The sequence below is a fragment of the Caballeronia sp. ATUFL_F1_KS4A genome, from assembly GCF_023630905.1.
In the GTDB taxonomy this organism is placed as follows: Bacteria; Pseudomonadota; Gammaproteobacteria; order Burkholderiales; family Burkholderiaceae; genus Caballeronia; species Caballeronia zhejiangensis.
On record NZ_JALQEB010000037.1, the window covers coordinates 234,346 to 257,548 of the forward strand.

Consider the following 23,203-nt stretch of genomic DNA (forward strand, 5'->3'; position numbering starts at 1 on the left):
CCGTGGACCCGAACGGAGCACATTAAATCACAGTCGATGGGGGGCTTCGAAGGTGCCCGTGCGCATTTCGCCGCTGGGCTGATAGCGGGTGATAGCCGCTTCCGAACGTCAGCACATTCGCGGCGCGGAAATCGACGCGGCGGTGAGTGCGGGCCACGCGCTAGCGAATTTTCTGTTGGCGGTCGAGTTCGCCGAGGTTCGCGAAGAATTCGTCGCCGTCGACGTGGTCAGCGCGATCGATTTGCGTATGCCCGATGGCAAGGATATCCAAGAGCGCGTTCGTTACTTGCGCGGTGGCGCCGCTTTGCGCCGCTTCGCTCTCAAGATTGATCGTCGGTTTCATGGGGTCGGCTATGTTCACGGTCAATTCAGTCAAGGAATGAACAACCGAATCTCGACCATATTCAGTCCCGTAGCAACGCGATTCCGCCCAAAATCGCCCGATTCACCGCCCGAGCCCGCTCGCCGCGATCTGCTGCTCGACATACTGCGCGAAGAGCGCGTGCATGCGCGTCGTCGGATGCAGTTCGTCGGCGAACATGTACGTCTGGTCCGCGTTCGACGTCACGTAGGTCGCCGGCGAGCACAGCAGCGACGTATCGTGCGGCGTCTTCGACGGATCGCACGCCTGCGCCGTGTTCGACACGGTGAATCCGTTGGCCTGATAGTTCGCGATGGTCTGCGTCGTCCACGTATAGGAATCGACGACGATGACCTTGCCTTGCAGCCCGTTCGTCTGCAACGCCGAGGTCAGCGTCGCATTGAAAAGCTGCGACAGTTGCGTGAGGTTGCCGCCGCCATCGGACTGGCGGAGGCCATCGGGCGAGAGTCCGATATTCGGCACGTTCACCACCACCACATGCGTGGCTCCGCTCTGCACGATCTTGCCGACGAGTTGCGCGAGCGTCGTCGCGGCGGTCTGCACGGTCGTGTTGGCGGCGGGCGGCGTGCCCGCGCGCAGAACATCGTTCGCGCCGGCCCAAACGAGCACGAGCTGATTCGAATTGAAACTTCCGTGCGACGACAGATAGCTCGAAATCTGCTGATTGACCGGCATTTCGATATCGCCGATCACATCGGTCAGGAACTGGTTCTGATCGGCCGGCGTGGCGACCGTGGAACCGCCTTGCGCGTAGCCCAAACCGCTTTGCGGCTTCAACTCGTGTCCGAGGTCGATCGTGAATGCCGCCGTCAGCGTGTCGCCGTAATACTGCGCGACATTCTGCGTCCAGACCTGGCCCGGATTGGTCGTGAAGCGCCCGCCTTTGACCGCGCTCGCGATGGGCGCGTACGTGCCGACATCCGACAAGCTGTCGCCGAACGCGACGACCTGCAGCTTCACGCCGCCCGCCGGCGCGGACGGACTCGTTCCGCCCGAGTCGCTATCGCTGCCGCTGCCGCCGCCGCATGAGGTAAGCAGTGCAATCAGCACGGCAGAAATTGCGCGGCGAATGCCGGGCGTGATTCCGATCTGGCGCATCGCTCCTCCGTCTCATCCTTGTCCGGGCCGGCTTCGCGCGCGTCGACGGAATGTCGTCCGGCGAGGAAGAAGTCGCGGCTCCGGGTATCGATGGCAACGTCAAGCAAGAAAGATGCGCTTCCCACTCCAGCGTCAGTAACCCGCTTATTCCGTCCCGCAGTCGTTGCAGGTGTTGTCGATGTACCTCGCCGGTTTGCCGTGCGTGGGCGGGCTGATCTGCATATAGCCGCCATCCAGGATGTTGTGACGCACGACGTTCCCGCTATAGTCGACGCCGCCTTCGCCATTCGCCCCGCCCGTGATGTTGCCCCCGTTGACCATGCGGTTGCATTCGAGCACGTTGCCGCCGGTGTCCTGCGTGGCGTCGTTGTTCTCGGGGCCCATGCGGCAGTTGTCGGCGAGGTTATAGGCCACGCGCCCGTTCACCGAGCCGACGAGCGCGATGCCGTACAGCGGGCAGTTGGCGAACGAGTTGAACATCAGCACGGCGCCGGTGCCGCCGCCCTGGCCTTCGGTCTGGAACATAGACTGGCCGAAGAAATCGCGGAAGCTGTTGCCCGCGAGGACGAAGTTGTCGACCGCGCCATTGGTCTGGACGGGAATGTCGTATTCGCCGGGGCGATCCCATTCGCGGATACGCGTCGGATTCGCGCCCACGAAGTTGCAGCCGACGAGACTGTTGCCCGTCGACGGCCCTTCGTAATTGAACATGTTGCCGTTGTTGCGGATCGTCTTCCTGAGCGTCACGCCCGGCTCGCACTGTAGATGCCGGTTGCTGGCCGTGACGACGACCGTGTGATTGAGCAGATACGTGCCGGCGGGCACCAGCACATCGCCGGCATCGATGGCGGCCTGGAACGCCTTGGTGTCGTCGGTCTTGCCGTCGCCGGCCGCGCCGAAATCCTTCGGGCTGCGCGGATCGACGAGCTTCGGCGGCGTGAACGACGTCAGCGGGCAACTCGGCGTCGCCGGGACCGGCGAACTCGTGAGCGTGGCGCGATGCGCGCCGCCGTAGTTCTCGTTCCTCAGCCGATGCCACCAGCGCACGAAGGTTTGCCAGTTCAGCCGGTTCAGAACCCGGCCATCGTCCCAGACTGCGTAGACCGTCTGCACATGCTGCGTCACGCGTGGCGTGTTTATCGCGAGCACGGAAACAACAATCATTATTACAACAACCCAAATGGATTTCTTCATTTGCCTTCCGTACGCGCATTGAGATTCACGATGACGAGGCTCCGATGACGCCGCGCGCAGCCGCCACTCTCGCACGTTATGAACGTGGACTTCTGCACGGTAGCGCACCCGGCAAGCGCGCAAACTGGCCGGGCGTGCCAGCATGACCGTGCAGAATCGCGGGGTTCGCGCATGGCATCGGCGCGCGCCGTGCTGTGGCGAACAGTTCGCGCATGCCGTTTGATGCACTCTCCCCCGGTGCGCAAGCAAGCATCCGTCTTGCGCGGATCGAGGTCAATTTGCCGGAGGGAGAGTGCTGACCGCAACAGTGCAATCGCTAAGAGAACGTCTGCTCGGGGTTCATCAGGATCACAAGCGCATCGCGAGGAGCGCCTTCGTCCTGCTGCTGTTCGTTCTTGCCGGGAAGCTGATCGGCGCATCGAAGGAAATGGCGATCGCGTATCGATACGGCGTCAGCGGCACCGTCGATGCCTATCAGCTCGCGCTCACGATCATTACCTGGCTGCCCGCGACGATCACGAATCAGTTGAGCGTGCTGCTCGTGCCCGCGCTCGTCGCGCTCAGGAACGACAAGCACCGGCAGAACCAGCTTCTCAGCGAGCTCGAGGGCGCGGGGCTTGCCATCGGCATCGTGGTATCGCTGCTGCTGTATTTTTTGTGGCCGCACATGGTCGGTCTCTTCGCCGGAACGCTCTCCGAATCGACGCGCGAAATGTGCCGGCAGATGGTCGTCGGGATGACGCCGGTCGGCGTGCTGGCCTTCACGATCTGCATTTCGGCGGCGCGGCTCCAGGCATCCGAAAGGCACATCAACACGCTGCTGGAATGCGTGCCGGCCATCGCGCTGCTGGTGTTCGTGCTGAGCGCGCGCAACAACACGTCGATCATGCCGCTCATCGTCGGCACGACGATCGGCATCGTGATTCAGGCCGTGTGGCTGCGCATCCTCGCCCGGCGCGCCGATGGCGTGCCCGCGCGCCCGCGTCTCTCCGTGCGCGCGCCGCATTGGCCGGGCATGACGCGCTCGCTCGGCATGTTGCTGATCGGCTCGGTGGTGGCGAACCTGTGGCTTCCCGTCGATCAATACTTCATGGCGCATATGGGCGATGGCGCCATCGCGACGCTCGGCTACGCGAACCGGCTGCTGTCGCTGCTCGTGAGCATGGGCGCGATCGCGATCAGTCGGGCGACCTTGCCGATTCTTTCGGAAATCCTGCATCGCGGCGATCACGCGCGGGCGCGCAGCACGGCGCGTAAATGGTCGTTCGTGATGCTGGGCGTGGGAACGGTCGGCGCGATGATCGCCTATGCGCTTGCGCCGTACGCGATCAAGCTGCTGTTCCAGAAGGGGGCGTTCACGAGCGAGGACACGATCGCGGTCACGAGCCTGTTCCGCTGCGGGCTTTCGCAGATTCCGTTTTCGTTCGGGATGTGCGTGCTCATTCAGTCGTTCGCGAGCGAGGCGCGCTACAAGGCGATCACGGTCATTTCCGTGCTGGGATTCGCGACCAAGCTAGCGGCCACGGCGATTCTGATCCGCTTTTTCGGATCGCAGGGCGTGCTGCTCGGGACCGGCGTGGGCGCGGCGAGCGTCTTCATCTGCTACTTCTTCCTCACCAGCTTCGCGCCGACCGCTACCGCACCGCGTTCCGATAGCCAGTGATTCATCGGCAGTCAGCCGCTCCGTTCGCGCGAGCGGCTGACCCGCTGGCAAGTCCTACGCGCCCCGCACCATCACGCCATGACCGCGACGCTGCATTTCGGTGTCGTCCTCGGCGCTGTAGTCGCGGTCGAGCGCGGCAGCCGCCGCATACACGCCCGGTTCCTCGATGACGCCCGCATGGTTGCCCGGCACTTCCGCGACCGTCAGCCCACGGCGCGCAATCTTGCGCCAGAGCGGCAGCGGATCGCCCCGGTCTTCCTCGCGCGACGCGGCCCGTACGTAGACGATCGGGCCGCCTTCGTACGGCTTCGGCCGATAGTTGTTCATCGCGGCGCGGAACGTGTCGCGCATGCGCCGCAAAACCGGCGGCATCGGATCGGCGGATGCGACTTGCGCCGGCGTCTGCGGCACGCGGCCGAGGCGCATCGCCAGCTTGTTCCCGGCGGCCGACAACTTCGCGCCCGCAAAACCGACGCGTTCGCGCGGCGACATCCCCGCGAGCGTCTTCCATAGACGGCTCGCGTAATCGCGGCGGAATTCGAGCAGCGCGAACCACGGCAGCCAGCGTTCCTGCACGTAGGTGTCGAGCAGACACACGAACTCTGTCTGCTCGCCTGCGCCGAACAACTGCTGCGCGATTTCGAGCGCGACCAGTCCGCCGAACGAGAATCCGGCGAGCGCATACGGGCCGTTCGGCTGAACCTTGCGAATCTGCTCGACGTAAGTCTTCGCCATGTCCTCGACGCGGCGTTGCGGCGCCGTCTCGCCATCGAGCCCGAGCGCCTGAAGGCCGTACACCGGGCGCTCCTTGCGCATGTTGCCGATCAGGCGCGTGCATTCGAGCACCGATCCCGTCACGCTATGCACGAGGAAGAGCGGGACGCCTTCGCCTTCGCGCATCGGCACGAGCACTTCCGATGTCTGCGGCAGCGCGCCGTTGTCGATGACATCGGCGAGCTTCGCGATGGTCGGCGCGCGCAACATCGTCGAGAGCGGGATTGGCCGTCCGATGATCGGTTGCAGTTCCGCCAGCAGACGCGCCGCAAGCAGCGAATGTCCGCCGAGTTCGAAGAAATTGTCGTCGCGAGCGATCGGGGCGAACGCGAAGAGCTGCTCCCATTTGGTCTGCAACAGCCGCTCCAGTTCCTCGCGCGTCGCGTAGCTCTGCGGCACGTCGCCGGATCGCGGCTGCAACGCGGGATGATGACGGATCGCATCGAGCGATGCCGGATTGCGCAGCGCGGCGGCGTTGGTCACATCGAGCCCGTTGACGGCATTGCGCACTGCGGCTTCCGTCAGCTTGCCGCTATGCGTGACCGGCAGATCGTCGACGGCCGCGATCACGTCGGGGACATGGGCGGCGGACGTGCGGCTCACGAGATCGCGCCGGATGCGCGCGATCAGCGTGCCGGTGAGCCGCGCGCCGGCTTTCAGCGTCACGAGCAGCACGAGCCGTTCGCCGACCGGATTGCCGGGCGCATCGGCATCGGCATCGGCGGCGCGCACGCGCTGCTGAACGACGATGCCCTCGCGAATCTCGGGAATGTCGTTGAGCACGCGATAGATCTCGCCCGGCCCGACATTGATGCCGCGCACGACGAGCACGCCGTCGCTGCGTCCGTGCAGACGCGCCGTGCCTTCCGGCGGAAACTCGATCTGATCGCCGTGCGTCCACACGCCCGCATTGGCGCTGAAATACGCCTTGTGAAAGCGCTCGCCGTCCGGATCGTTGAGAAATCCGAGCGGGCGCGACGGGAACGGGTTCACGCACACCAGATCGCCGACGCCTTGCGTGCGCGCGCCGTCGCGCCACGCCTGCACATCGAACGCGAGGCTCTTGCATTGCGCCTCGCCCGCATAAACCGGCAGGTCCGGGTTGCCGAGCACGAAGCAGCCGAGGATGTCGGTGCCGCCGGAAATCGACTGCAATCGCAGCGGCTTCACGTTGTCGCGGACCCATTCGAACTGCGCGTCGAAGAGGATCGCGCCGGTGGACATCATCGCGTGAAGGCCGCCCAGATCGAATTCGCGCGACGGCACGAGCCCGGCGTCCTCGCACATCTTCAGATACGCGGGACTCGTGCCGAACACGTTGACGCGTTCTTCGGCGACGAGCCGCCACAACGTATCGACCGATGCGATCGGCCCGTCATAGGTGACGATTTCGACGCCCGACGCGAGCGCCGACAACTGCCAGTTCCACATCATCCACGCGCAACTCGTGTGGAAGAACATGCGGTCGCCCGGCCGGAGATCGCAATGCAGCCGATGCTCCTTCAGATGCTCGATGAGGCTCCCGCCCGCGCCGTGCACGATGCATTTGGGCTTGCCGGTCGTGCCGGACGAGAACATCACGAAGAGCGGGTGATTGAAGTTAAAGCGCTTCCATTCGACCCGCGCCGGATCGCCGGCCGCGAGCAGCGCGTCCAGCGAGTTGACGGGCGGCGCGGCGTGCACGGCCGACGGATCGCCATCGAGACTGACGATGCCCGCAAGCGTTGGGAGCGCGTCGGCGAGCATCGATATCTTCTTGTCGAGCGGCGTGCCGGTGTCGAAGGACTTGGCGGCGGTATGCGCGAACAGGAAGCGCGGTTCGAGCTGCGTGAAGCGGTCGAGCAGCGTTTCGATGCCCATTTCCGGCGCGGCGGTGGACAACGTCGCGCCGATCGCGGTCACGGCGAGCGCGGTGACGATCGCATCGGCGTCGTTGCGCATCACGCCCGCGACGCGGTCGCCTTCGCGCAGGCCGAGTTGCGTGAGCGCGTCGGCGAGACGAGCCACGCGCGCACGCAAGTCGCCGCGCGTAAAGCGCACGCGGCGGCCATCGGCGTGACAGGCGGTGAGCGCTGGCGAATCCGCGGGCGCAATCGAGAAGCCGAGCAGATTCTCAGCGTAATTGAGCGTGACGTCGGGAAAGAACCGCGCGTGTTCGCAACTATCGCCGACGCATACCGGCTCGGCTTTGCCCGACCACGTCAATCCCGGCGTCCATTGCAGAAAGGACTTCCAGAAGCCGCGGTAATCGCGGATCGAGAAGTCGTGTAACTCGCTAAAGTCTTTTAATGGCTGGTCGGATTGCGCTCGCAGCGCCGCGGTGAATGCGGATATCTGCGATGGTGTGGTTTGGACGGTTTCCTGGACAAAAATCGGCAGACGCGACTTCGCCTCGCCGGGCGATTCCGAACGATCCATGAAGTGGCTCCCTCAGCAGTTATGGCAATACCTTTGGGCACTCGGTTTGCCTTCTTTTTTTAAATCTCTGGATTGTCTGCGGCGCTTTTTCGCGCTCTCGAATAGGTCCGATTCCGGCGGACATGTGCCATCGACGATTAAGCGTATCCAGACAGATCGCCCGGTAATGTGCGGAGAGAAACACAAGTCGTTCGCTGATTAATGAAGCGCGTTGGGAGTCGGTAGGAATGACGCGAATCGCCGGCTGGTCATGCCATATTATTTAATCAGGGGCTGAAGAGTTAATTCGCGCCCTCGCGCGACCGAAACAATGCGATTTGCGATGCGTGAATTCGACACGCTTATAAACATCGAATAACCGGTATGCGTGGCATTCCTAATTGGAAAGATTATGAAAGATTCGTGATGCTATTCGTCAGGCCGCCGTAAGTGTGTGCGGTTCCTGCTGCTCTAAGATGATGCACGCAACGATATTTCCAGCACGGACAATAAGCGTCGTGCATCATGTCATGTCGCCTGAAAAAATACTCCGAACGCAACATGCATTTTCCGGCAAGAAGAAAGTTCATTGCCCTCGCGCTGGCGGCATGCGTGGGCGGCGTCATAGCCGCGCGCGCGCTCGAACACGATAGCGAACGAGCCGACGGTATCGCGTACGGCACGGATCCGCGCGAGCGGCTCGACGTCTACGCACCCGATTCGGGCACGCCGGGGAATCGCCCGGTCGTCGTGTATTTCTACGGCGGAGGCTGGCAAAGCGGCCATCGCAAGGACTCGCGCAATATTGCCGAGGCGCTCGCCGCGCACGGCATCGTGACCGTCGCGCCGGATTACCGCATTTATCCGCAAGCCGTTTTTCCCGGCTTTCTCGATGACGCCGCCGCCGCCGTGCGCTGGGCACGCGATCACGCGCACGAATACGGCGGCGATCCCAATCGCATCTTTCTGATGGGGCATTCCTCCGGCGCGCACTTGGCGTCCATGCTCGCAACCGATCCGCGCTATCTCGCCACGCAAGGCATCGCGAATACTTCGCTGCGCGGGATGATCGGACTCGCCGGTCCGTACGCCGCGATCCCGACGAGCGATCCCCACATGGACGAGATCTTTCCGGCGGCGTTGCGCGCGGGTGCGTTGCCGATCGCGTTCATATCGGGAGACGAACCGCCGATGCTGCTCGCCGCAGGCACGGCCGACACCGATGTCGATCCGCGCAACAGCGATCGCTTCGCGGAAGCGCTGCGCGCGCATCATGACGCCGTCGTGCTGAAGAAATACGCGGGATACGGCCACGACACGATCATCGACACGTTCTCGGCGTCGCGCCGCAAGGATTCGCCCGTTCTCGCCGACGTCGTCGCGTTCATCGGCGCGCATTGAACGAGGCCGCGTCGGTTCGCCGCACGCGTGCTCCGGTGGATTGCTTGATGCAAGTCAATCGAGGATCGCGCAGCGCTCCTTAGAGTGATTCAGGACGCGTATGCGCGACCTTATTCATCGACCTCCGGAGCACATGATGCAAGCACGCGATGTAATGACTTCCCCTGTCGTTTCCGTCACGCCCGAAACGAGAGTGCATGACCTGGCGCGGCTCCTGGTGCAGCACCGCATCAGCGCTGCGCCCGTCGTCGATCAGGATGAGCGCGTCGTCGGCATGATCAGCGAAGGCGATCTGCTTCATCGCGAGGAAATCGGCACCGAAAAACGCAACCGCCGCTCGTGGTGGCTCGACATGCTCGGCTCCGATGGCGGCGCGGCCGACTACATCAAGTCGCATGCCCCGACGGTCGGCGAGATCATGACGCGCGAACCCATCTGCGTGAAAGAGGACACGTCGCTGGCCGATATCGCCGCGGTGCTCGAAAGCCATCACATCAAGCGCGTGCCGGTGCTGCGCGATGGCCGCCTCGTCGGCATCGTCAGCCGCTCGAATCTGGTGCAGGCGCTGGCGTCGGCGCTCGCCGTCGAAGCCGCGCCCGAGGCGCTCGCCAGCGATGCCGAGATCCGCGCCATGCTGATGGGCGATCTCGCGGGACGCGGCTGGGCGTTTCCGGGGCGCAATATCGTCGTGCGCGATGGCGTCGTGCATTTGTGGGGCACGGTGTGGTCGAGAGATCAGCTCGATGCCATGCGTATCGCGTCGCAAAGCATTCCGGGCGTGAAGCGCGTCGAGGATCACACGATTCCTTATCCGATCATGCCGGGGCTGTGAAAGTCCAAAGCCGATCAACGACAGGCGCGTCGCGGCGTAAGTCGTCTCGATCGGCCGATTTCTCCCACTATCCGGGACGACCCGAATTGCCGCGAACGGGCATCCGGTCCTACTATCGAATCCCGCTGCTATCGCGGCCAGAGGTACCCCCGGGTCATGCGTCCGAAGCGCATGCCTACATCAGCTAATCAAACGATGGGGAGACAGGTATGCTCAGCGCACACGAATTCGCAACCCTCATGCTCGTCAAGGATGCCGCCGATCAGATCATCGACCGGCACGAGCTCGACACGCTTCTTGAACGTCAACTGATCGCGATGGAACAACTCGTGAGCGGCGCGCAACTGCCGCGCATCACGGAAGATGGCGATTGGCTGCTGCGCGCCGTGCGGCGCACTCACTGAGTCGTCGGGACGTGTGCAGACGTACTGAGTCACGTCGGTACACATCGGCCTGACCGCACTATCGATATCACGATTTCTCGTTTAGCCCGCGAGGCATGCGTTGTTAGCATTGGCATCGGTAAAGATGCCTTCGCTCAACGAGGAAACACGCATGTCCGACCGCAAGAACACGCCTTCCATTCCCGCGCGCCGTCGCACGCTCTTCACGCTCGCCGCGCTCGGTGCGGGGCTGTCGGGCGGGCTCGCCACGCGCATCGCGCAAGCCGCCGATGCGCCGAAGACCTTGCGTATCGGCTATCAGAAGTACGGCAACTTCGTCGTGCTCAAGGCGCGCGGATCGCTCGACAAACGCCTTGCGGCGCAAGGTGTCACGGTGCAATGGCTCGAATTCCCGGCCGGGCCGCAACTGCTCGAGGGACTCAATGCGGGCGCGGTCGATATCGGCACGGTAGGCGAAACGCCGCCGATCTTCGCGCAGGCGGCGGGCGTCGACTTCGTGTATATCGGCCACGAGCCGCCCGCGCCGCACGCCGAGGCGATCGTCGTGCCGAAGGATTCGACTATCCGTTCGGTCGCGGAATTGCGCGGCAAGAAAGTGGCGCTGAATAAAGGATCGAATGTTCACTATCTGCTCGTCGAGGCGCTCAAAAAAGCGAATCTCACGTGGTCGGATATTCAACCGGTCTATCTCGCGCCCGCCGATGCGCGCGCCGCGTTCGTGCAGGGCAGCATCGACGCATGGGCGATCTGGGATCCGTATCTCGCCGCCGCCGAAAAGCAGGCGAACGCGCGTCAACTGACCGACGCAGAAGGCATCGTGCGCAACGTGCAGTACTACCTCGCGACGCGCAGGATCGCGACGGCGCAGCCGCAACTCGTGCATGCGGTGCTCGAAGAGCTGGATCAGGTCGATCGCTGGGCGCGCGACAACGTCTCCGCCGTGGCGGCGCAATTGTCGCCGCTCGTCGGGCTCGATACCGGCATCCTCGAAACGGCGTTGAAACGCACGTCGTACGGCGTGCAGCCGATCGATCCAGCCACGCTCGCGTACCAGCAGCAGATCGCCGATACCTTCACGAGCCTCAAGCTCATCCCGAAGAAGCTCGACGTGACCGAAGCGCGCTGGAACGTTGCCTGACGCGGCGACCGGCGTTAGCACGATCACGCACATCCTTAGCGCGAATCGATGGTTCAGCCGCGCGCGACGCGTCGTTAGACTCGTTCGAGCGCCGCTGCATTCCTGCGCGCGGCAAGCCCTCTCTCAGACACGACGAACATGAATGTTTTCTGGTTCATCCCCACGCACGGCGACAGCCGCTATCTCGGCACGTCGCAAGGCGCGCGCGCCGCGAATTACGATTACTTCCGTCAGATCGCGGTAGCCGCCGATACGCTCGGCTACGAAGGCGTGCTGCTGCCCACGGGCCGTTCCTGCGAGGACGCGTGGGTGGTCGCGTCGAGCCTCATTCCCGCGACGAAGCGCCTCAAGTTTCTCGTCGCGATTCGCCCTGGCCTGAGCTCGCCGGGATTGTCGGCGCGCATGGCATCGACGTTCGACCGGCTCTCGCACGGGCGTCTGCTCATCAACGTCGTGACGGGCGGCGATCCGACCGAACTCGCGGGCGACGGCGTCTTTCACGATCACGACACGCGCTACGAAATCACCGACGAATTCCTCACGATCTGGCGCGGCCTGCTCGAACAGTCGCACGACAACGGCAGCTTCGATTTCGACGGCAAGCATCTGCAATCGCAGGGCGGCAAGGTGCTGTATCCGCCGGTGCAGAAGCAGCATCCGCCGCTGTGGTTCGGCGGTTCGTCGGCGGCGGCGCACGATATCGCGGCGAAGCACATCGACACGTATCTCACGTGGGGCGAGCCGCCCGCGGACGTCGAGAAGAAGCTCGCCGATATCCGCAGCCGCGCGAAAGCGGAAGGGCGCGACATCAAGTTCGGCATTCGCCTGCATGTGATCGTGCGCGAGACCGAAGAGGAAGCATGGGCCGACGCCGACAAACTCATCAGCAAGCTCGACGATGAAACCATCCGCCGCGCGCAGGCCTCGTTCGCGAAGATGGATTCCGAAGGCCAGCGACGCATGGCCGCGTTGCACGGCGGCAGCCGCGACAAGCTGGAGGTGTATCCGCATCTGTGGGCGGGCGTCGGGCTCGTGCGCGGCGGAGCGGGCACCGCGCTCGTCGGCAATCCGGAGCAGGTCGCCGGGCTGATGAAACAGTACGCGGAACTCGGCATCGATACGTTCATCCTGTCGGGTTATCCGCATCTGGAAGAGTCGTATCGTTTCGCCGAACTGGTGTTTCCGCTTCTGCCGCGCAAGCAGCGCGAGCAGGCGAGCGGGCCGCTCTCGGGGCCGTTCGGCGAAGTCATCGGCACGTCGGAATTGCCGCGCGCATCGGCATCATGAAACTGGCATTCATTGCTCGCCGCGCGCTGCCGTGGCTCGTGCCGTTGATGATCCTCATCGCTTGGGAAAGCGCCGCGCGCACGGGCGGACTGTCGTCGCGCGTGCTGCCCGAACCGCTCGCGGTGGTGAAGGCGGCGTGGGCGCTGATCGAATCCGGCGATCTGTGGGCCAACGTCAAGGTCAGCGCGGGCCGCGCGCTCGCGGGCTTCGCGATGGGCGGCGGAATCGGCTTCGTGCTCGGTCTCGCGACGGGTCTTTTCAAGCCCGCCGAAATCGCGCTCGACTCGACCGTGCAGATGATCCGCAACATCCCCGCGCTCGCGATGATTCCGCTCTTGATCCTGTGGTTCGGCATCGGCGAGGAAGCGAAGCTCGTGCTCGTCGCGCTGGGCGTGTTCTTTCCGGTCTACGTCAACACGTATCACGGCATCCGCTCGGTCGATCGCGACCTGATCGAGATGGCGAGAAGCTACGGCTTGTCCGGCTTCGCGCTGTATCGCGATGTGATTTTGCCGGGCGCGTTGCCGTCGATACTCGTCGGCGTGCGCTTCGCCTTCGGGCTGATGTGGGTGATGCTGATCGTCGCCGAGACCATTTCCGCGCAGTCGGGCATCGGCTACATGACGATGAACGCGCGAGAGTTCCTGCAAACCGATGTCGTGGTCGTCGGCATCCTGCTGTACGCGCTGCTCGGCAAACTCGCCGACATGGCCGCGCGCGCGATCGAACGCGCGACCTTGCGCTGGCATCCGGCGTATCAAACGAAGGCGCAATCATGAATCTGATCGATATCGACACGCTGACGCCCGCGTTCAGGCGCGTCGAAACACATGCGCGCGCGCCGCTCGGCGGGCGCGATATCGCCGTGTCGCTGCGCGGCGTGGAGAAGCGCTTCGGCGAGCGCACGGTGCTGGATCGGCTGGACTTGTCGATCGAGCGCGGCAGTTTCGTATCGATCGTCGGGCGCAGCGGCTGCGGCAAGTCGACGTTGCTGCGGCTCATCGCCGGTCTCGATCAACCGACCGGCGGCATTCTGCAGCGCAACGCCGCCGCGCGATCGGACGAACTGCAAGTGCGGATCATGTTTCAGGACGCGCGTCTCTTGCCGTGGAAGAGCGTGCTCGACAACGTGATGATCGGCCTGCCGCGCGAGAAGCGCGACGAAGCCCGCGCGACGCTTGCCGAGGTCGGCCTCGCGGAACGCGAGAAGGACTGGCCGTCGCGTCTGTCGGGCGGGCAGCGTCAGCGTGTGGCGCTGGCGCGCGCGCTCGTGCATCGGCCGGATCTGCTTTTGCTCGATGAACCGCTCGGCGCGCTCGATGCGTTGACGCGCATCGAAATGCAGGGCTTGATCGAGCGTTTGTGGCGTGAACATCGGCTCACCGCGCTGCTGGTCACGCACGATGTGCAGGAAGCGGTGTCGCTCGGCGATCGCATCGTGCTGATCGATGCGGGGCGCATCACGCTCGATACCGACGTCCCGCTGCCGAGGCCGCGCACGCGCACGGCGCCGGGGTTTGCCGAACTCGAGGAACAGGTGCTTTCGCGGGTGCTTCAGCGAGGTTCGACGTGATCCTGGCGTGAGCGCCGCCCTCACTATCCCTCCAGCGGCACCGCGCTCACGCACTTCAACTCGTCGAGACATACGCTCGACTTCACGCCGCTCACGCCGGGAATACGCATCAGCGTGTCGAGCAGAAACTCCGACAAGCCCTTCAGGTCCCGCGCGATCACCTTCAGCATGTAATCGATATCGCCGGTCACGGCGAAGCATTCCTGAATCTCCGCGAGCTTGCCGACGACGCCCTTGAACTTCGCGAGGTCGCGCACGTGCCCGCGCTCCATCGTCACCTGAATGAAGGCGACGACGCCGAAGCCCAGCGCCTGCGCATCGAGCCGCGTCTCGTAGCCCTTGATGACACCCATCTCTTCCAGCCGCCGATGCCGCCGCAACGTCTGCGCCGGCGACAGGTTGATCGCTTCCGCCAGTTCGAGATTGGAGATGCGTCCGCGCGACTGCAGTATCGCGAGCAAACGCAGGTCGATACGATCGATCTCGATAGTCTGCAATTTTCTTTCTCCGATGAACCAATCGATGAAATCCGGACGCGCAAACTAGGGTTTGTCTGCGCGCGTTAGGAAATCATATTGTGCCGTAACAAATTTACACTGATTCCCCTAAATCGAGCACAAGGAGAGAGACACGTGACACATGAGGGACACGGCACGCTCAAGCGCGGCCTGAAGAACCGTCACATTCAGCTGATCGCGCTCGGCGGGGCGATCGGCACCGGGCTTTTTCTCGGCATCGCGCAGACGATCAAGTCGGCGGGGCCATCGGTGCTGCTCGGCTACGCGATCGCGGGCATCGTCGCCTTTTTCATCATGCGGCAACTGGGCGAGATGGTCGTCGACGAGCCGGTCGCGGGTTCGTTCAGCCACTTCGCGGACAAATACTGCGGACAGTACGCGGGCTTTCTGTCGGGCTGGAATTACTGGGTGCTCTACATTCTCGTGTCGATGGCCGAGCTGTCCGCCGTCGGCATCTACGTGCAGTACTGGTGGCCGGGCATCCCGACGTGGATCTCCGCGCTCGTCTGCTTCTGCATCATCAACGCGATCAATCTGACGAGCGTGAAATCGTATGGCGAGCTGGAGTTCTGGTTCGCGATCGTGAAGGTCGTCGCGATCGTCGGCATGATCGGCTTCGGCGGCTGGCTGCTGTTCTCGGGCAGCGCCGGGCCGGACGCGAGCGTGACCAATCTCTGGCGTCACGGCGGCTTCTTCCCGAACGGCGTCTCCGGTCTCGTCATGGCGATGGCCGTCATCATGTTCTCGTTCGGCGGGCTGGAGCTGGTCGGCATCACCGCGGCCGAAGCGGACGATCCCTCGCACACGATTCCGCGCGCGACCAATCAGGTGATCTATCGCATTCTGATTTTCTACGTAGGCGCGCTCGGCGTGCTCCTTTCGCTGTATCCGTGGCAGAAGGTCGTGACCGGCGGCAGCCCGTTCGTGCTCATCTTCCATGCGATGAACAGCAACTTCGTCGCGCATGTGCTCAATGCCGTGGTGCTCACGGCGGCGCTCTCGGTCTACAACAGCGGCGTGTATTGCAACAGCCGCATGCTCTATGGTCTCGCGCAGCAGGGCAATGCGCCGCGCGCGCTGCTCAAGGTCAACCGGCGCGGCATTCCGCTCGCCGCGCTCGGCGTCTCCGCGCTCGCGACGGCCGTCTGCGTGCTCATCAACTATCTGATGCCGGGCAAGGCATTCGAGTTGCTGATGGGGCTCGTCGTGTCGGCGCTCATCATCAACTGGGCGATGATCTCGCTCATCCATCTGCAATTCCGACGCGTGAAGGCGCGCAACGGCGAAACGACCGTGTTCAAGAGCCTCGGCTATCCGCTCACCAACTATCTGTGCCTCGCGTTCCTCGCGGGCATTCTCGTGGTGATGTGCCTGATCCCCGATCTGCGCATCTCGGTCTATCTGATTCCCGTGTGGCTCGCGGTGCTCGGCGTCGGCTATGCGATTCGCAATCGCCGTCGCGCGAGTGCGGCCTTGTCGCGCGTCTGAAGGAGACGGTCATGTTCGAACACATCGATGCCTATCCCGGCGATCCGATCCTTTCGCTCAACGAAGACTTCGCGAACGATCCGCGCGCGGACAAGGTCAATCTGAGCATCGGCATCTACTACGACGACGAAGGCCGTCTGCCGGTGATGCGCGCCGTGCGCGAAGCGGAAGCGCAGTTGCTCGCGGAACCCGCTGCGAAACCGTATCTGCCGATGGCGGGCTTCGCGGCGTATCGCGATGCCGTGCAGTCGCTCGTATTCGGCGACGATTCCGCCGCGCGCATCGAAGGCCGCATCGCGACCGTGCAGACGCTCGGCGGCTCCGGCGCGCTCAAGGTCGGCGCGGACTTCATCAAGCGCTATTTCCCGGCGTCGCACGTCTGGGTGAGCGATCCGACGTGGGATAACCATCGCTTCATCTTCGAGCGCGCGGGCTTCACGGTCGGCACGTATCCGTACTACGACGAAGCGAGCGGCGGCCTGAAGTTCGACGCGATGCTCTCGGCGATCCGCGATCTGCCTGCGAAGAGCGTCGTGCTGCTGCACGCGTGCTGTCATAACCCCACGGGCGTCGATCTGAACGATGCGCAATGGGCGATGCTCATCGACGCCATCAAAGCGCGCGACTTGCTTCCGTTCATCGACATGGCGTATCAGGGCTTCGGCGCGGGACTCGATGCGGATGCGTTCGCGATTCGCGAGCTGGTTCGCCGCAACGTGCCCGCGCTGATCGCCAATTCGTTCTCGAAGAACTTTTCGCTCTACGGCGAGCGTTGCGGCGCGTTGTCGGTGATCTGCGAATCGGCGGAGATAGCGGCGCGCGTGCTCGGTCAACTGACGAGCGCCGTGCGCGCGAACTACAGCAATCCGCCGACGCATGGCGCGAGGATCGTCGCGCGCGTCTTGACGACGCCCGCGTTGCGGCAATCGTGGCAGGAAGAACTGGCGTCGATGTGCACGCGCATCGCGCGCATGCGTAGCGCGATTCACGCGCGTCTTTCCGGCAACGTGCCCGATGCGATGCTTGCGCGTTACGTCGAGCAGCGCGGCATGTTCACGTACACGGGGCTTTCCGCCGCGCAGGTCGATGTGCTGCGCGAACGGCACGGCGTCTATCTGATCCGCTCGGGCCGCATGTGCGTCGCGGCGCTGAACGAGCGCAACGTCGATGCGACCGCAAGCGCCATCGGCGAAGTGCTGTCGAAAGCGATCGCGTAGCCGCTCATTTTCGCCTCATTGTGCGCGGGCACACTGCATCCATCGCTGATGAAGGAGGGATGCAGTCATGGAAACGTTTCGCTCTTATGTCGATGAGCTGCTCGACCAGCTCGACGCGCACGCCGATCGCACGGTGCTGCGCTATCTCGGCGACGACGTGACCGGCGCGGCGTTTCGCGCATCGATCTATCGATATGCGCGGGCGCTTGCGTCGTTCGGCGTCACGCGCGGCGGGTTCGTCGCGATGTTCGCGCCGAACTGCCCCGATGCGCTCGCGATCCGCTACGCGACCGGCCTGCTCGGCGCAACGACGATGTTCCTGCCCGCGATCACGCGCGCGGAACAGCGCGCCGCGTTTGTCACGCGCATGCAGCCGACGTTGCTCATCGGCTTCGAACAGACGAAGCATCTCGTGCCGGCGCATAGCGGCGCGCGTCTCGCGTATGTCGGAACGGGGCCGGCGCGTTTGCGGCTGGATATCCGGGCGCGCGTGCAGCACGATCTGCCGGTTGAGAGCCGTGCAAGACCCGACGATCTCGCGGTGGTGGTGTCATCGGGCGGCTCGACCGGCGTGCCGAAAGCGAGCCGCCGCAGCTTCGCCGCATATTCGACGATGGTAAGCGCGCCGAGCCCCGAGGATCGGCGGCAGCTCGTCAACGGCGCGCTTGCGTATCTGTCGCAAGTGCTCGTCGATAACACGTTGATGGGCGGCGGCATCGTCGTGCTGAAGCCTGGCTACGATCCCGCCGAAACGCTCGCGACGATCGAAGCCGAGCGCATCACGGACGTCTTGCTCGTCGAACCGCAACTGTTCGAAACGATGGATCATCCGGACGTTCATCGGCGCAATCTGTCTTCGTTGCGCTCGGTCGCGCATATCGGCGGATCGGCGCCCGCGATTTTGCGGCGGCGCGCGATCGAGCGCCTCGGCCCGGTGCTCACGCACATGTACGGCGCGAGCGAAGCGGGGCTCGTGAGCGTGTTGACGCCGTCGGACTATCTCGTCGATGCGAGTCTGCTCGAGAGCGCCGGGCGTATCCGGCCGGGCGTCGAGGTGCGGATTCGCCGCGCCGACGGCACGTTCGCGCGTCATGGCGAGCACGGCGCAATCGAGGTGAAATCGAAGGCGGTGGCGCAGGGCTATTACCGGCAGCCGATCGAAGCGGCGCAGAAGTTTCGCGATGGCTGGTGCATGACGGGCGATATCGGCTTCATCGACGGGAGGGGTTATCTGCATGTGATCGGACGTGGAGGGGATGTCGCCGAAATCGATGGTGCCGTCGTCGGTCCGGCGCAGATCGAAACGCCGCTTTGTGCGTTGCCCGATGTGCGCTATGCGCGCGCTGTTGCATCGGCCGATGCTGCGCGCCGTTATGTGTGGGATGTCGTAGTGGTGCCGTGGACAGGAAGGCGTGTGGATGTCGCGCGTTGCATGCGGGCGCTTGAATCGGCGTGTGGGGTCGCAGTGGCGAAGGTTGTGCGGATGGCTGCCGTGCAGCGCGTGCCGCTTACCGAGCAAGGGAAGGTGAATCGGGCGGCGATTGGGTTCTGGTGTCGGGAGGCCTTAAGTACCAGGTGTACATTCGGCCAAGCGCGTGCGATGCCGGCTGCAGTCAGTTGAAATATTGTCCTTGGTAAGTAAGCACGCCGATCGACGACGTAAAGCTACCGCCATCGACAAGTCCCTCACTCATGCTCCGGAGCACGATTAACGCATTTGCCGAATTGAGCGTGCCCGAAGATCGAACGCAGCCGTAATAACACCATTGCTACCGCCCTGCGCATTTTGAGTGGTGTATTCCTGTTTAACGCTCGCAAACGGGAGTTAAACATTCTCGGCATGGTAGCCACCCGATCCAATAGGATCGACGCCGCTAATACGCACGTCTTCAAGCGTGAACTTCTGGAAGTCGAGCGGCGTCCCGCCTGACTTGCGCGTCGTGAGGATGGCTCTCGGGATAACCGTGCGTTTTGAAGGCGTACACGCAAAGTCCGAATTAGCCCCTGTCCCTCGCCCGCCCCAACACCAAATGCGCCATCGTCCCCAGCACGATCCCCCAAAACGCCGACCCCAACCCGAGAAAACTCATATTCGAAGCCGTCGCGATAAACGCGATAAACGAAGCTTCCCGATGCGCCTCATCCTGCACCAGCCCCACGACGTTCGCCGCGATCGCGCCGAGCAGCGCGAGACCGGCGAGCACCGCAACGAACGCATTCGGCAGCGCGGCGAACAGCATGACGACCGTCCCCGCAAAGCATCCGCCGATCAGATAGAAGACGCCATTGGCGATGCCCGCAACATAACGATTCGCCGGGTCGCGATGCGCATCGGGCCCGGTGCATAGCGCCGCCGTAATCGCCGCGATGACGATGGTGATGCCGCCCGAAAACGCGACGAGCATCGATGCGAGGCCCGTCGTCATGAGCACGGGACGCGTCGGCGTTTGATAACCCGACACGCGCAAGATCGAAAAGCCAGGCAGGAATTGCCCCGTCAGACTGACGATGACGAGCGGCAACGCAAGACTCACGGTCGATTGCCAGGACCAAGTCGGCATCGTGAATACGGGGCGCGTGAGATGAAGGCTGACCGACTCGAAATGCGTCAGGCCGAGTGCCATCGCCAGCGCGCAGCCGGACGCGAGAACCAGAATGAGGCAGTAGCGCGGCGCCCATCGGCGAAAAACGAGGAAGCTCGCGATCATGCCCAACGCGAGCCACGGCGTAACGGCAATCGACTTGAATACGTTCGTGCCGAACTGAAAGAGAATGCCGGCCATCATCGCGCAGGCGATGCCCTTCGGTATGCGCTTGACGATCTCATCGAACCATCCCGACAAGCCGAGCACGAAGATGCACGCGCCCGCGACGATATACGCGCCGATCGCCTCGCTCACCGGCATGCCGGGAAACAGCGTGACGAGCAGCGCCGAACCGGGCGCCGACCACGCGGTGATGATCGGCTGCTTCAGCCACACACTCAGCGTGATGCCCGAAACGGCCGCGCCCATCGAGATGGACCAGACCCACGACGCGATCACGTCGTTGCCGACATGTGCCGCGTGCGCGGCCTGGAAGAGAATCGCGAGCGGTCCGGCATACGAGATGATGACGGCAAGCAACCCGGCGCTCACCGCCGATACCGACCCGCTTCCTTCCCGCGATACCGGAATCGACATGCGCGGCTTCAGCGAATCGACGACGGATGATGCGCGAGCGCCGTCACTTGCATCGTCATGTACGGGAAGAGCGGCAGGCCGGACAAGATCGTGTGCAGTTCATCGTGCGAATCGACATCGAAGACGCTGTAGTTCGCATATTCGCCGACCACGCGATGCAACTGCTGCCATTTGCCTTGCCGCTGCAGTTCCTGCGAGTATTCCTTCTCGCGCGCCTTGATTTCATCGGCTTTGGCGGCGGGCATGTCGTGCGGCAGATGAACGTCCATTCTGACGAGATAAAGCATGATGTCCCCAATCGTTGTTGATGCGTTGATTCGATGATTCAAGCGCGCTTGTCGCGACGATAAAACGCGAGCTTCGCTTCATCGATCTGAAGCCCGAGGCCCGGTCCTTCCGGCAAGTGCAGATCGAAGTCGCGATACTGCGGACGCGCCGTGACGATGTCGTCCTTCAACAGCAGCGGCCCGAACAGTTCCGTGCCCCACGCGAGCTGCGGCAACGCGCTGAAACCATGCGCCGATGCAATCGAGCCGATGCTGCCTTCGAGCATCGTGCCGCCGTAGAGCGAGACGCCCGCCGCATCCGCGATGGCGGCCGTGCGCATCATTCCGTAGATGCCGCCGGACTTCGCGATCTTCAGCGCGAACACATCGGCGCATGCGTGACGCACGAGTTCGAGCGCGTCCTCGGGGCCCGTCACCGCTTCGTCGGCCATGATCGGCACGATGAAGCGCGCCGCGAGCCGCGCGAGCGTGCCGCGCTGCTCGCGCGGAGTCGGCTGTTCGATGAGATCGATGCCCGCTGCCTGAAGCGCTTCGATGCCGAGCGACGCATCGGTCTCGCTCCATGCCTGATTCACGTCGACGGTGACTTTCGCGCGATCGCCGAGCGCGGCCTTGATCTTCGATACATGCGCGACGTCATCGCGCACGCCGCGCCGGCCGATCTTCAGCTTGAATGTGTTGTGACGGCGTTCGGCCAGCAGCATTTCCGCTTCTTCGATATCGCGCTGCGTGTCGCCGCTCGCGAGCGTCCAGAGTACCGGAAGCGTCTTGCGCACCGCGCCGCCGAGCAACTCCGACACCGGCACGTTCAACCGCTTGCCTTGCGCGTCGAGCAGCGCCGTTTCGAGCGCGCACTTCGCGAAGCGATTGCCGCGCGCGACCTTGTTGAGCTTCAGCATCGCCGCGTTGATGTTGCTCGCATCCTGTCCGATGAGCGCGGGCGCGAGATAGGTATCGATCGTCAGCTTGATGCCTTCGGGGCTTTCATCGCCGTAAGACAGGCCGCCGATGGTCGTGGCTTCGCCAATGCCCTCGATGCCGTCGCTCGTGCGCAGACGGACGATGACGAGGGTTTGCTGCTGCATCGTCGCCATCGCGAGTTGATGCGCGCGAATGGTCGGGAGATCAACCAGAATCGCTTCGACGGAGGTGATTTGGGCGTTCATACCTGAAATGTCGGAATGGAGAGGTTGATGCAGTATTGCGCGCCCGTTTGCCGCCTGTCCAAGACCATTCGCGTCTAGTGCGATACCCCCCAGGTATGACGCGCGTCATCGCCCCCGATCCGTGCGCGCCGTGTAAGGAATCTTCTCCTCGTCATACAGCCGGTAAATGAGTTCGAGCATTTCCTTGATGTCGCGCGATTCGTCGAGCGCGCGCATGCTCATGATGACCGGCGAAACGAGCGTGGGATCGTCAAGTTCCTTGTAGCTCACGTCGTCGCGCTTCAGGCCGTGGACGCTGCTCGGCACGACGGAAATGCCTTCGCCCGCCGCGACGAGCCCCAGCGCGATCTGCAATTCGCGCACTTCGTAGATCTTGCGCGGCGCGAGCCCGCGATCCTGAAACGCCGCGAGCACCTGATCCGCATAACTCGGGCGCGGCGACTTCGGAAAGATGATGAGCGTCTCGTTGACGAGATCGCGCAGCGAGAGAATGGGCTTCGCGAGCGAGAGCGGGTGCCCGAGCGGAAGCGCGACGATCAGTTGCTCTTCGCGCAAGATCACGCGACGGATGTTGGCATCCTCATGACGAATGCGCCCGAAGCCCACATCGATGCGGCCATCCTTGAGCGCGCGGATCTGGTCCATCGTCGACATTTCGTGCAGGCTCAGTTCGACGGTCGCGTTCTCGTCGCGAAAGCGCCGGATGATCTTCGGCAGCATGCCGTAGAGCGTCGAGCCGACGAATCCCACCGAAAGACTGCGCTCGATATTGCCTACGCGGCGCGTCATCGATTCGAGTTCGGCGGTCTGCGCGAGCAACTGCACCGCATGCGAATAAAAGAACTTGCCGGTCTCCGTGAGCTTGAGCGGCCGCGAGTTGCGTTCGAAGAGTTGCACGCCGAGCGTTTCTTCGAGTTGCTGTATTTGACGGCTCAAAGGCGGTTGTGCGATATGCAGCCTTTCGGCCGCGCGCGTGAAGTTTCTTTCTTCCGCCACCGCCACGAAGTAACGCAGGTGTCGCAACTCCATTCAATACCTCCTGGATATGGCCCGATACTAAATCAGTGTTGGACTGGGCTTCTTTACGTCCATTATCCTGCCTTCACGCTCTGTTTCAACACCCGACTATACCTTCCGAGCATATCTGCACAGGTGATGAAGCGAGGGTTAACCCCCACCAGAAAATTGCGAGATTCAGGAGA

General features: G+C 63.4%; 20 protein-coding genes. 11 read left to right on the forward strand and 9 right to left on the reverse strand.

What is annotated here, in order from left to right:
- Positions 1-160: 160 nt before the first annotated feature.
- From NCS03_RS24700 to NCS03_RS24710, 3 genes are all read right to left on the reverse strand, one after another.
- A complete protein-coding gene (locus NCS03_RS24700) occupies positions 161-376 on the reverse strand; it encodes a prevent-host-death protein (protein WP_250530000.1) in 216 nt (71 codons plus the stop codon).
- 69 nt (positions 377-445) lie between these two features.
- Positions 446-1,480: an SGNH/GDSL hydrolase family protein gene (locus tag NCS03_RS24705; protein ID WP_008347551.1), complete on the reverse strand. Its 1,035-nt coding sequence runs from the start codon at positions 1,478-1,480 to the stop codon at positions 446-448.
- Between the two features lie 144 nt (positions 1,481-1,624).
- Positions 1,625-2,674, reverse strand: a complete 1,050-nt coding sequence (locus NCS03_RS24710; protein WP_144403709.1) for a glycosyl hydrolase family 28-related protein — start codon at positions 2,672-2,674, stop codon at positions 1,625-1,627.
- Between the two features lie 292 nt (positions 2,675-2,966).
- Between NCS03_RS24710 and murJ the strand changes: the two genes are divergently transcribed.
- Positions 2,967-4,337, forward strand: a complete 1,371-nt coding sequence (gene murJ, locus NCS03_RS24715) for a murein biosynthesis integral membrane protein MurJ (RefSeq protein WP_008347555.1) — start codon at positions 2,967-2,969, stop codon at positions 4,335-4,337.
- Between the two features lie 54 nt (positions 4,338-4,391).
- On the opposite strand, the gene NCS03_RS24720 is transcribed toward murJ, so the two are convergent.
- Positions 4,392-7,529: an acetoacetate--CoA ligase gene (locus NCS03_RS24720; RefSeq protein WP_250522214.1), complete on the reverse strand. Its 3,138-nt coding sequence runs from the start codon at positions 7,527-7,529 to the stop codon at positions 4,392-4,394.
- Positions 7,530-8,069: 540 nt separating this feature from the next.
- Here NCS03_RS24720 and NCS03_RS24725 point away from each other — a divergent pair.
- The 7 genes from NCS03_RS24725 (at position 8,070) to NCS03_RS24755 (ending at position 14,143) form a co-directional block, all read left to right on the forward strand.
- The gene (locus tag NCS03_RS24725) at positions 8,070-8,909 is read left to right on the forward strand and encodes an alpha/beta hydrolase (protein ID WP_033536427.1); all 840 of its coding nucleotides are present in this window, start codon (positions 8,070-8,072) and stop codon (positions 8,907-8,909) included.
- Between the two features lie 136 nt (positions 8,910-9,045).
- Positions 9,046-9,741, forward strand: coding sequence for a CBS domain-containing protein (locus NCS03_RS24730; RefSeq protein ID WP_033536426.1), 696 nt, complete (start codon positions 9,046-9,048; stop codon positions 9,739-9,741).
- A gap of 209 nt (positions 9,742-9,950) precedes the next feature.
- A complete protein-coding gene (locus NCS03_RS24735) occupies positions 9,951-10,145 on the forward strand; it encodes a hypothetical protein (protein WP_008347565.1) in 195 nt (64 codons plus the stop codon).
- A 151-nt stretch (positions 10,146-10,296) separates the two neighbouring features.
- Positions 10,297-11,283: a sulfonate ABC transporter substrate-binding protein gene (locus NCS03_RS24740; RefSeq protein ID WP_250437132.1), complete on the forward strand. Its 987-nt coding sequence runs from the start codon at positions 10,297-10,299 to the stop codon at positions 11,281-11,283.
- A gap of 138 nt (positions 11,284-11,421) precedes the next feature.
- Positions 11,422-12,570, forward strand: coding sequence for an FMNH2-dependent alkanesulfonate monooxygenase (gene ssuD / locus NCS03_RS24745; protein ID WP_250530001.1), 1,149 nt, complete (start codon positions 11,422-11,424; stop codon positions 12,568-12,570).
- Positions 12,567-13,349: an aliphatic sulfonate ABC transporter permease SsuC gene (gene ssuC / locus NCS03_RS24750; protein WP_008347569.1), complete on the forward strand. Its 783-nt coding sequence runs from the start codon at positions 12,567-12,569 to the stop codon at positions 13,347-13,349. The genes ssuD and ssuC overlap by 4 nt, the downstream gene beginning before the upstream one ends.
- On the forward strand, positions 13,346-14,143 hold the full coding sequence (locus tag NCS03_RS24755) for an ATP-binding cassette domain-containing protein (RefSeq protein ID WP_175980525.1): 798 nt from the start codon (positions 13,346-13,348) through the stop codon (positions 14,141-14,143). The genes ssuC and NCS03_RS24755 overlap by 4 nt, the downstream gene beginning before the upstream one ends.
- A 23-nt stretch (positions 14,144-14,166) precedes the next feature.
- On the opposite strand, the gene NCS03_RS24760 is transcribed toward NCS03_RS24755, so the two are convergent.
- Positions 14,167-14,640: an Lrp/AsnC family transcriptional regulator gene (locus tag NCS03_RS24760; RefSeq protein ID WP_250530002.1), complete on the reverse strand. Its 474-nt coding sequence runs from the start codon at positions 14,638-14,640 to the stop codon at positions 14,167-14,169.
- Between the two features lie 135 nt (positions 14,641-14,775).
- On the opposite strand from NCS03_RS24760, the gene NCS03_RS24765 reads away from it, so the two are divergent.
- The 3 genes from NCS03_RS24765 to NCS03_RS24775 all read left to right on the forward strand — a co-directional run bounded on the left by NCS03_RS24765 (position 14,776) and on the right by NCS03_RS24775 (position 18,987).
- Positions 14,776-16,149, forward strand: coding sequence for an amino acid permease (locus NCS03_RS24765; protein WP_008347574.1), 1,374 nt, complete (start codon positions 14,776-14,778; stop codon positions 16,147-16,149).
- Between the two features lie 11 nt (positions 16,150-16,160).
- Positions 16,161-17,366 carry an amino acid aminotransferase gene (locus NCS03_RS24770; protein WP_250530003.1) on the forward strand — a complete coding sequence of 402 codons (1,206 nt, stop codon included), beginning with the start codon at positions 16,161-16,163 and terminating at the stop codon, positions 17,364-17,366.
- 67 nt (positions 17,367-17,433) lie between these two features.
- The gene (locus NCS03_RS24775) at positions 17,434-18,987 is read left to right on the forward strand and encodes a class I adenylate-forming enzyme family protein (RefSeq protein ID WP_250530004.1); all 1,554 of its coding nucleotides are present in this window, start codon (positions 17,434-17,436) and stop codon (positions 18,985-18,987) included.
- 376 nt (positions 18,988-19,363) lie between these two features.
- Here the strand turns inward: NCS03_RS24775 and NCS03_RS24780 are convergent, their stop codons facing one another.
- The 4 genes from NCS03_RS24780 to NCS03_RS24795 all read right to left on the reverse strand — a co-directional run bounded on the left by NCS03_RS24780 (position 19,364) and on the right by NCS03_RS24795 (position 23,030).
- A complete protein-coding gene (locus NCS03_RS24780) occupies positions 19,364-20,548 on the reverse strand; it encodes a benzoate/H(+) symporter BenE family transporter (protein WP_250530005.1) in 1,185 nt (394 codons plus the stop codon).
- An 8-nt stretch (positions 20,549-20,556) separates the two neighbouring features.
- Positions 20,557-20,835: a muconolactone Delta-isomerase gene (catC, locus tag NCS03_RS24785; RefSeq protein WP_008347582.1), complete on the reverse strand. Its 279-nt coding sequence runs from the start codon at positions 20,833-20,835 to the stop codon at positions 20,557-20,559.
- 38 nt (positions 20,836-20,873) lie between these two features.
- Positions 20,874-22,001: a muconate/chloromuconate family cycloisomerase gene (locus NCS03_RS24790; RefSeq protein ID WP_008347583.1), complete on the reverse strand. Its 1,128-nt coding sequence runs from the start codon at positions 21,999-22,001 to the stop codon at positions 20,874-20,876.
- A 105-nt stretch (positions 22,002-22,106) separates the two neighbouring features.
- Positions 22,107-23,030, reverse strand: coding sequence for a LysR family transcriptional regulator (locus NCS03_RS24795; protein ID WP_008347585.1), 924 nt, complete (start codon positions 23,028-23,030; stop codon positions 22,107-22,109).
- Between the last annotated feature and the right edge of the window lie 173 nt (positions 23,031-23,203).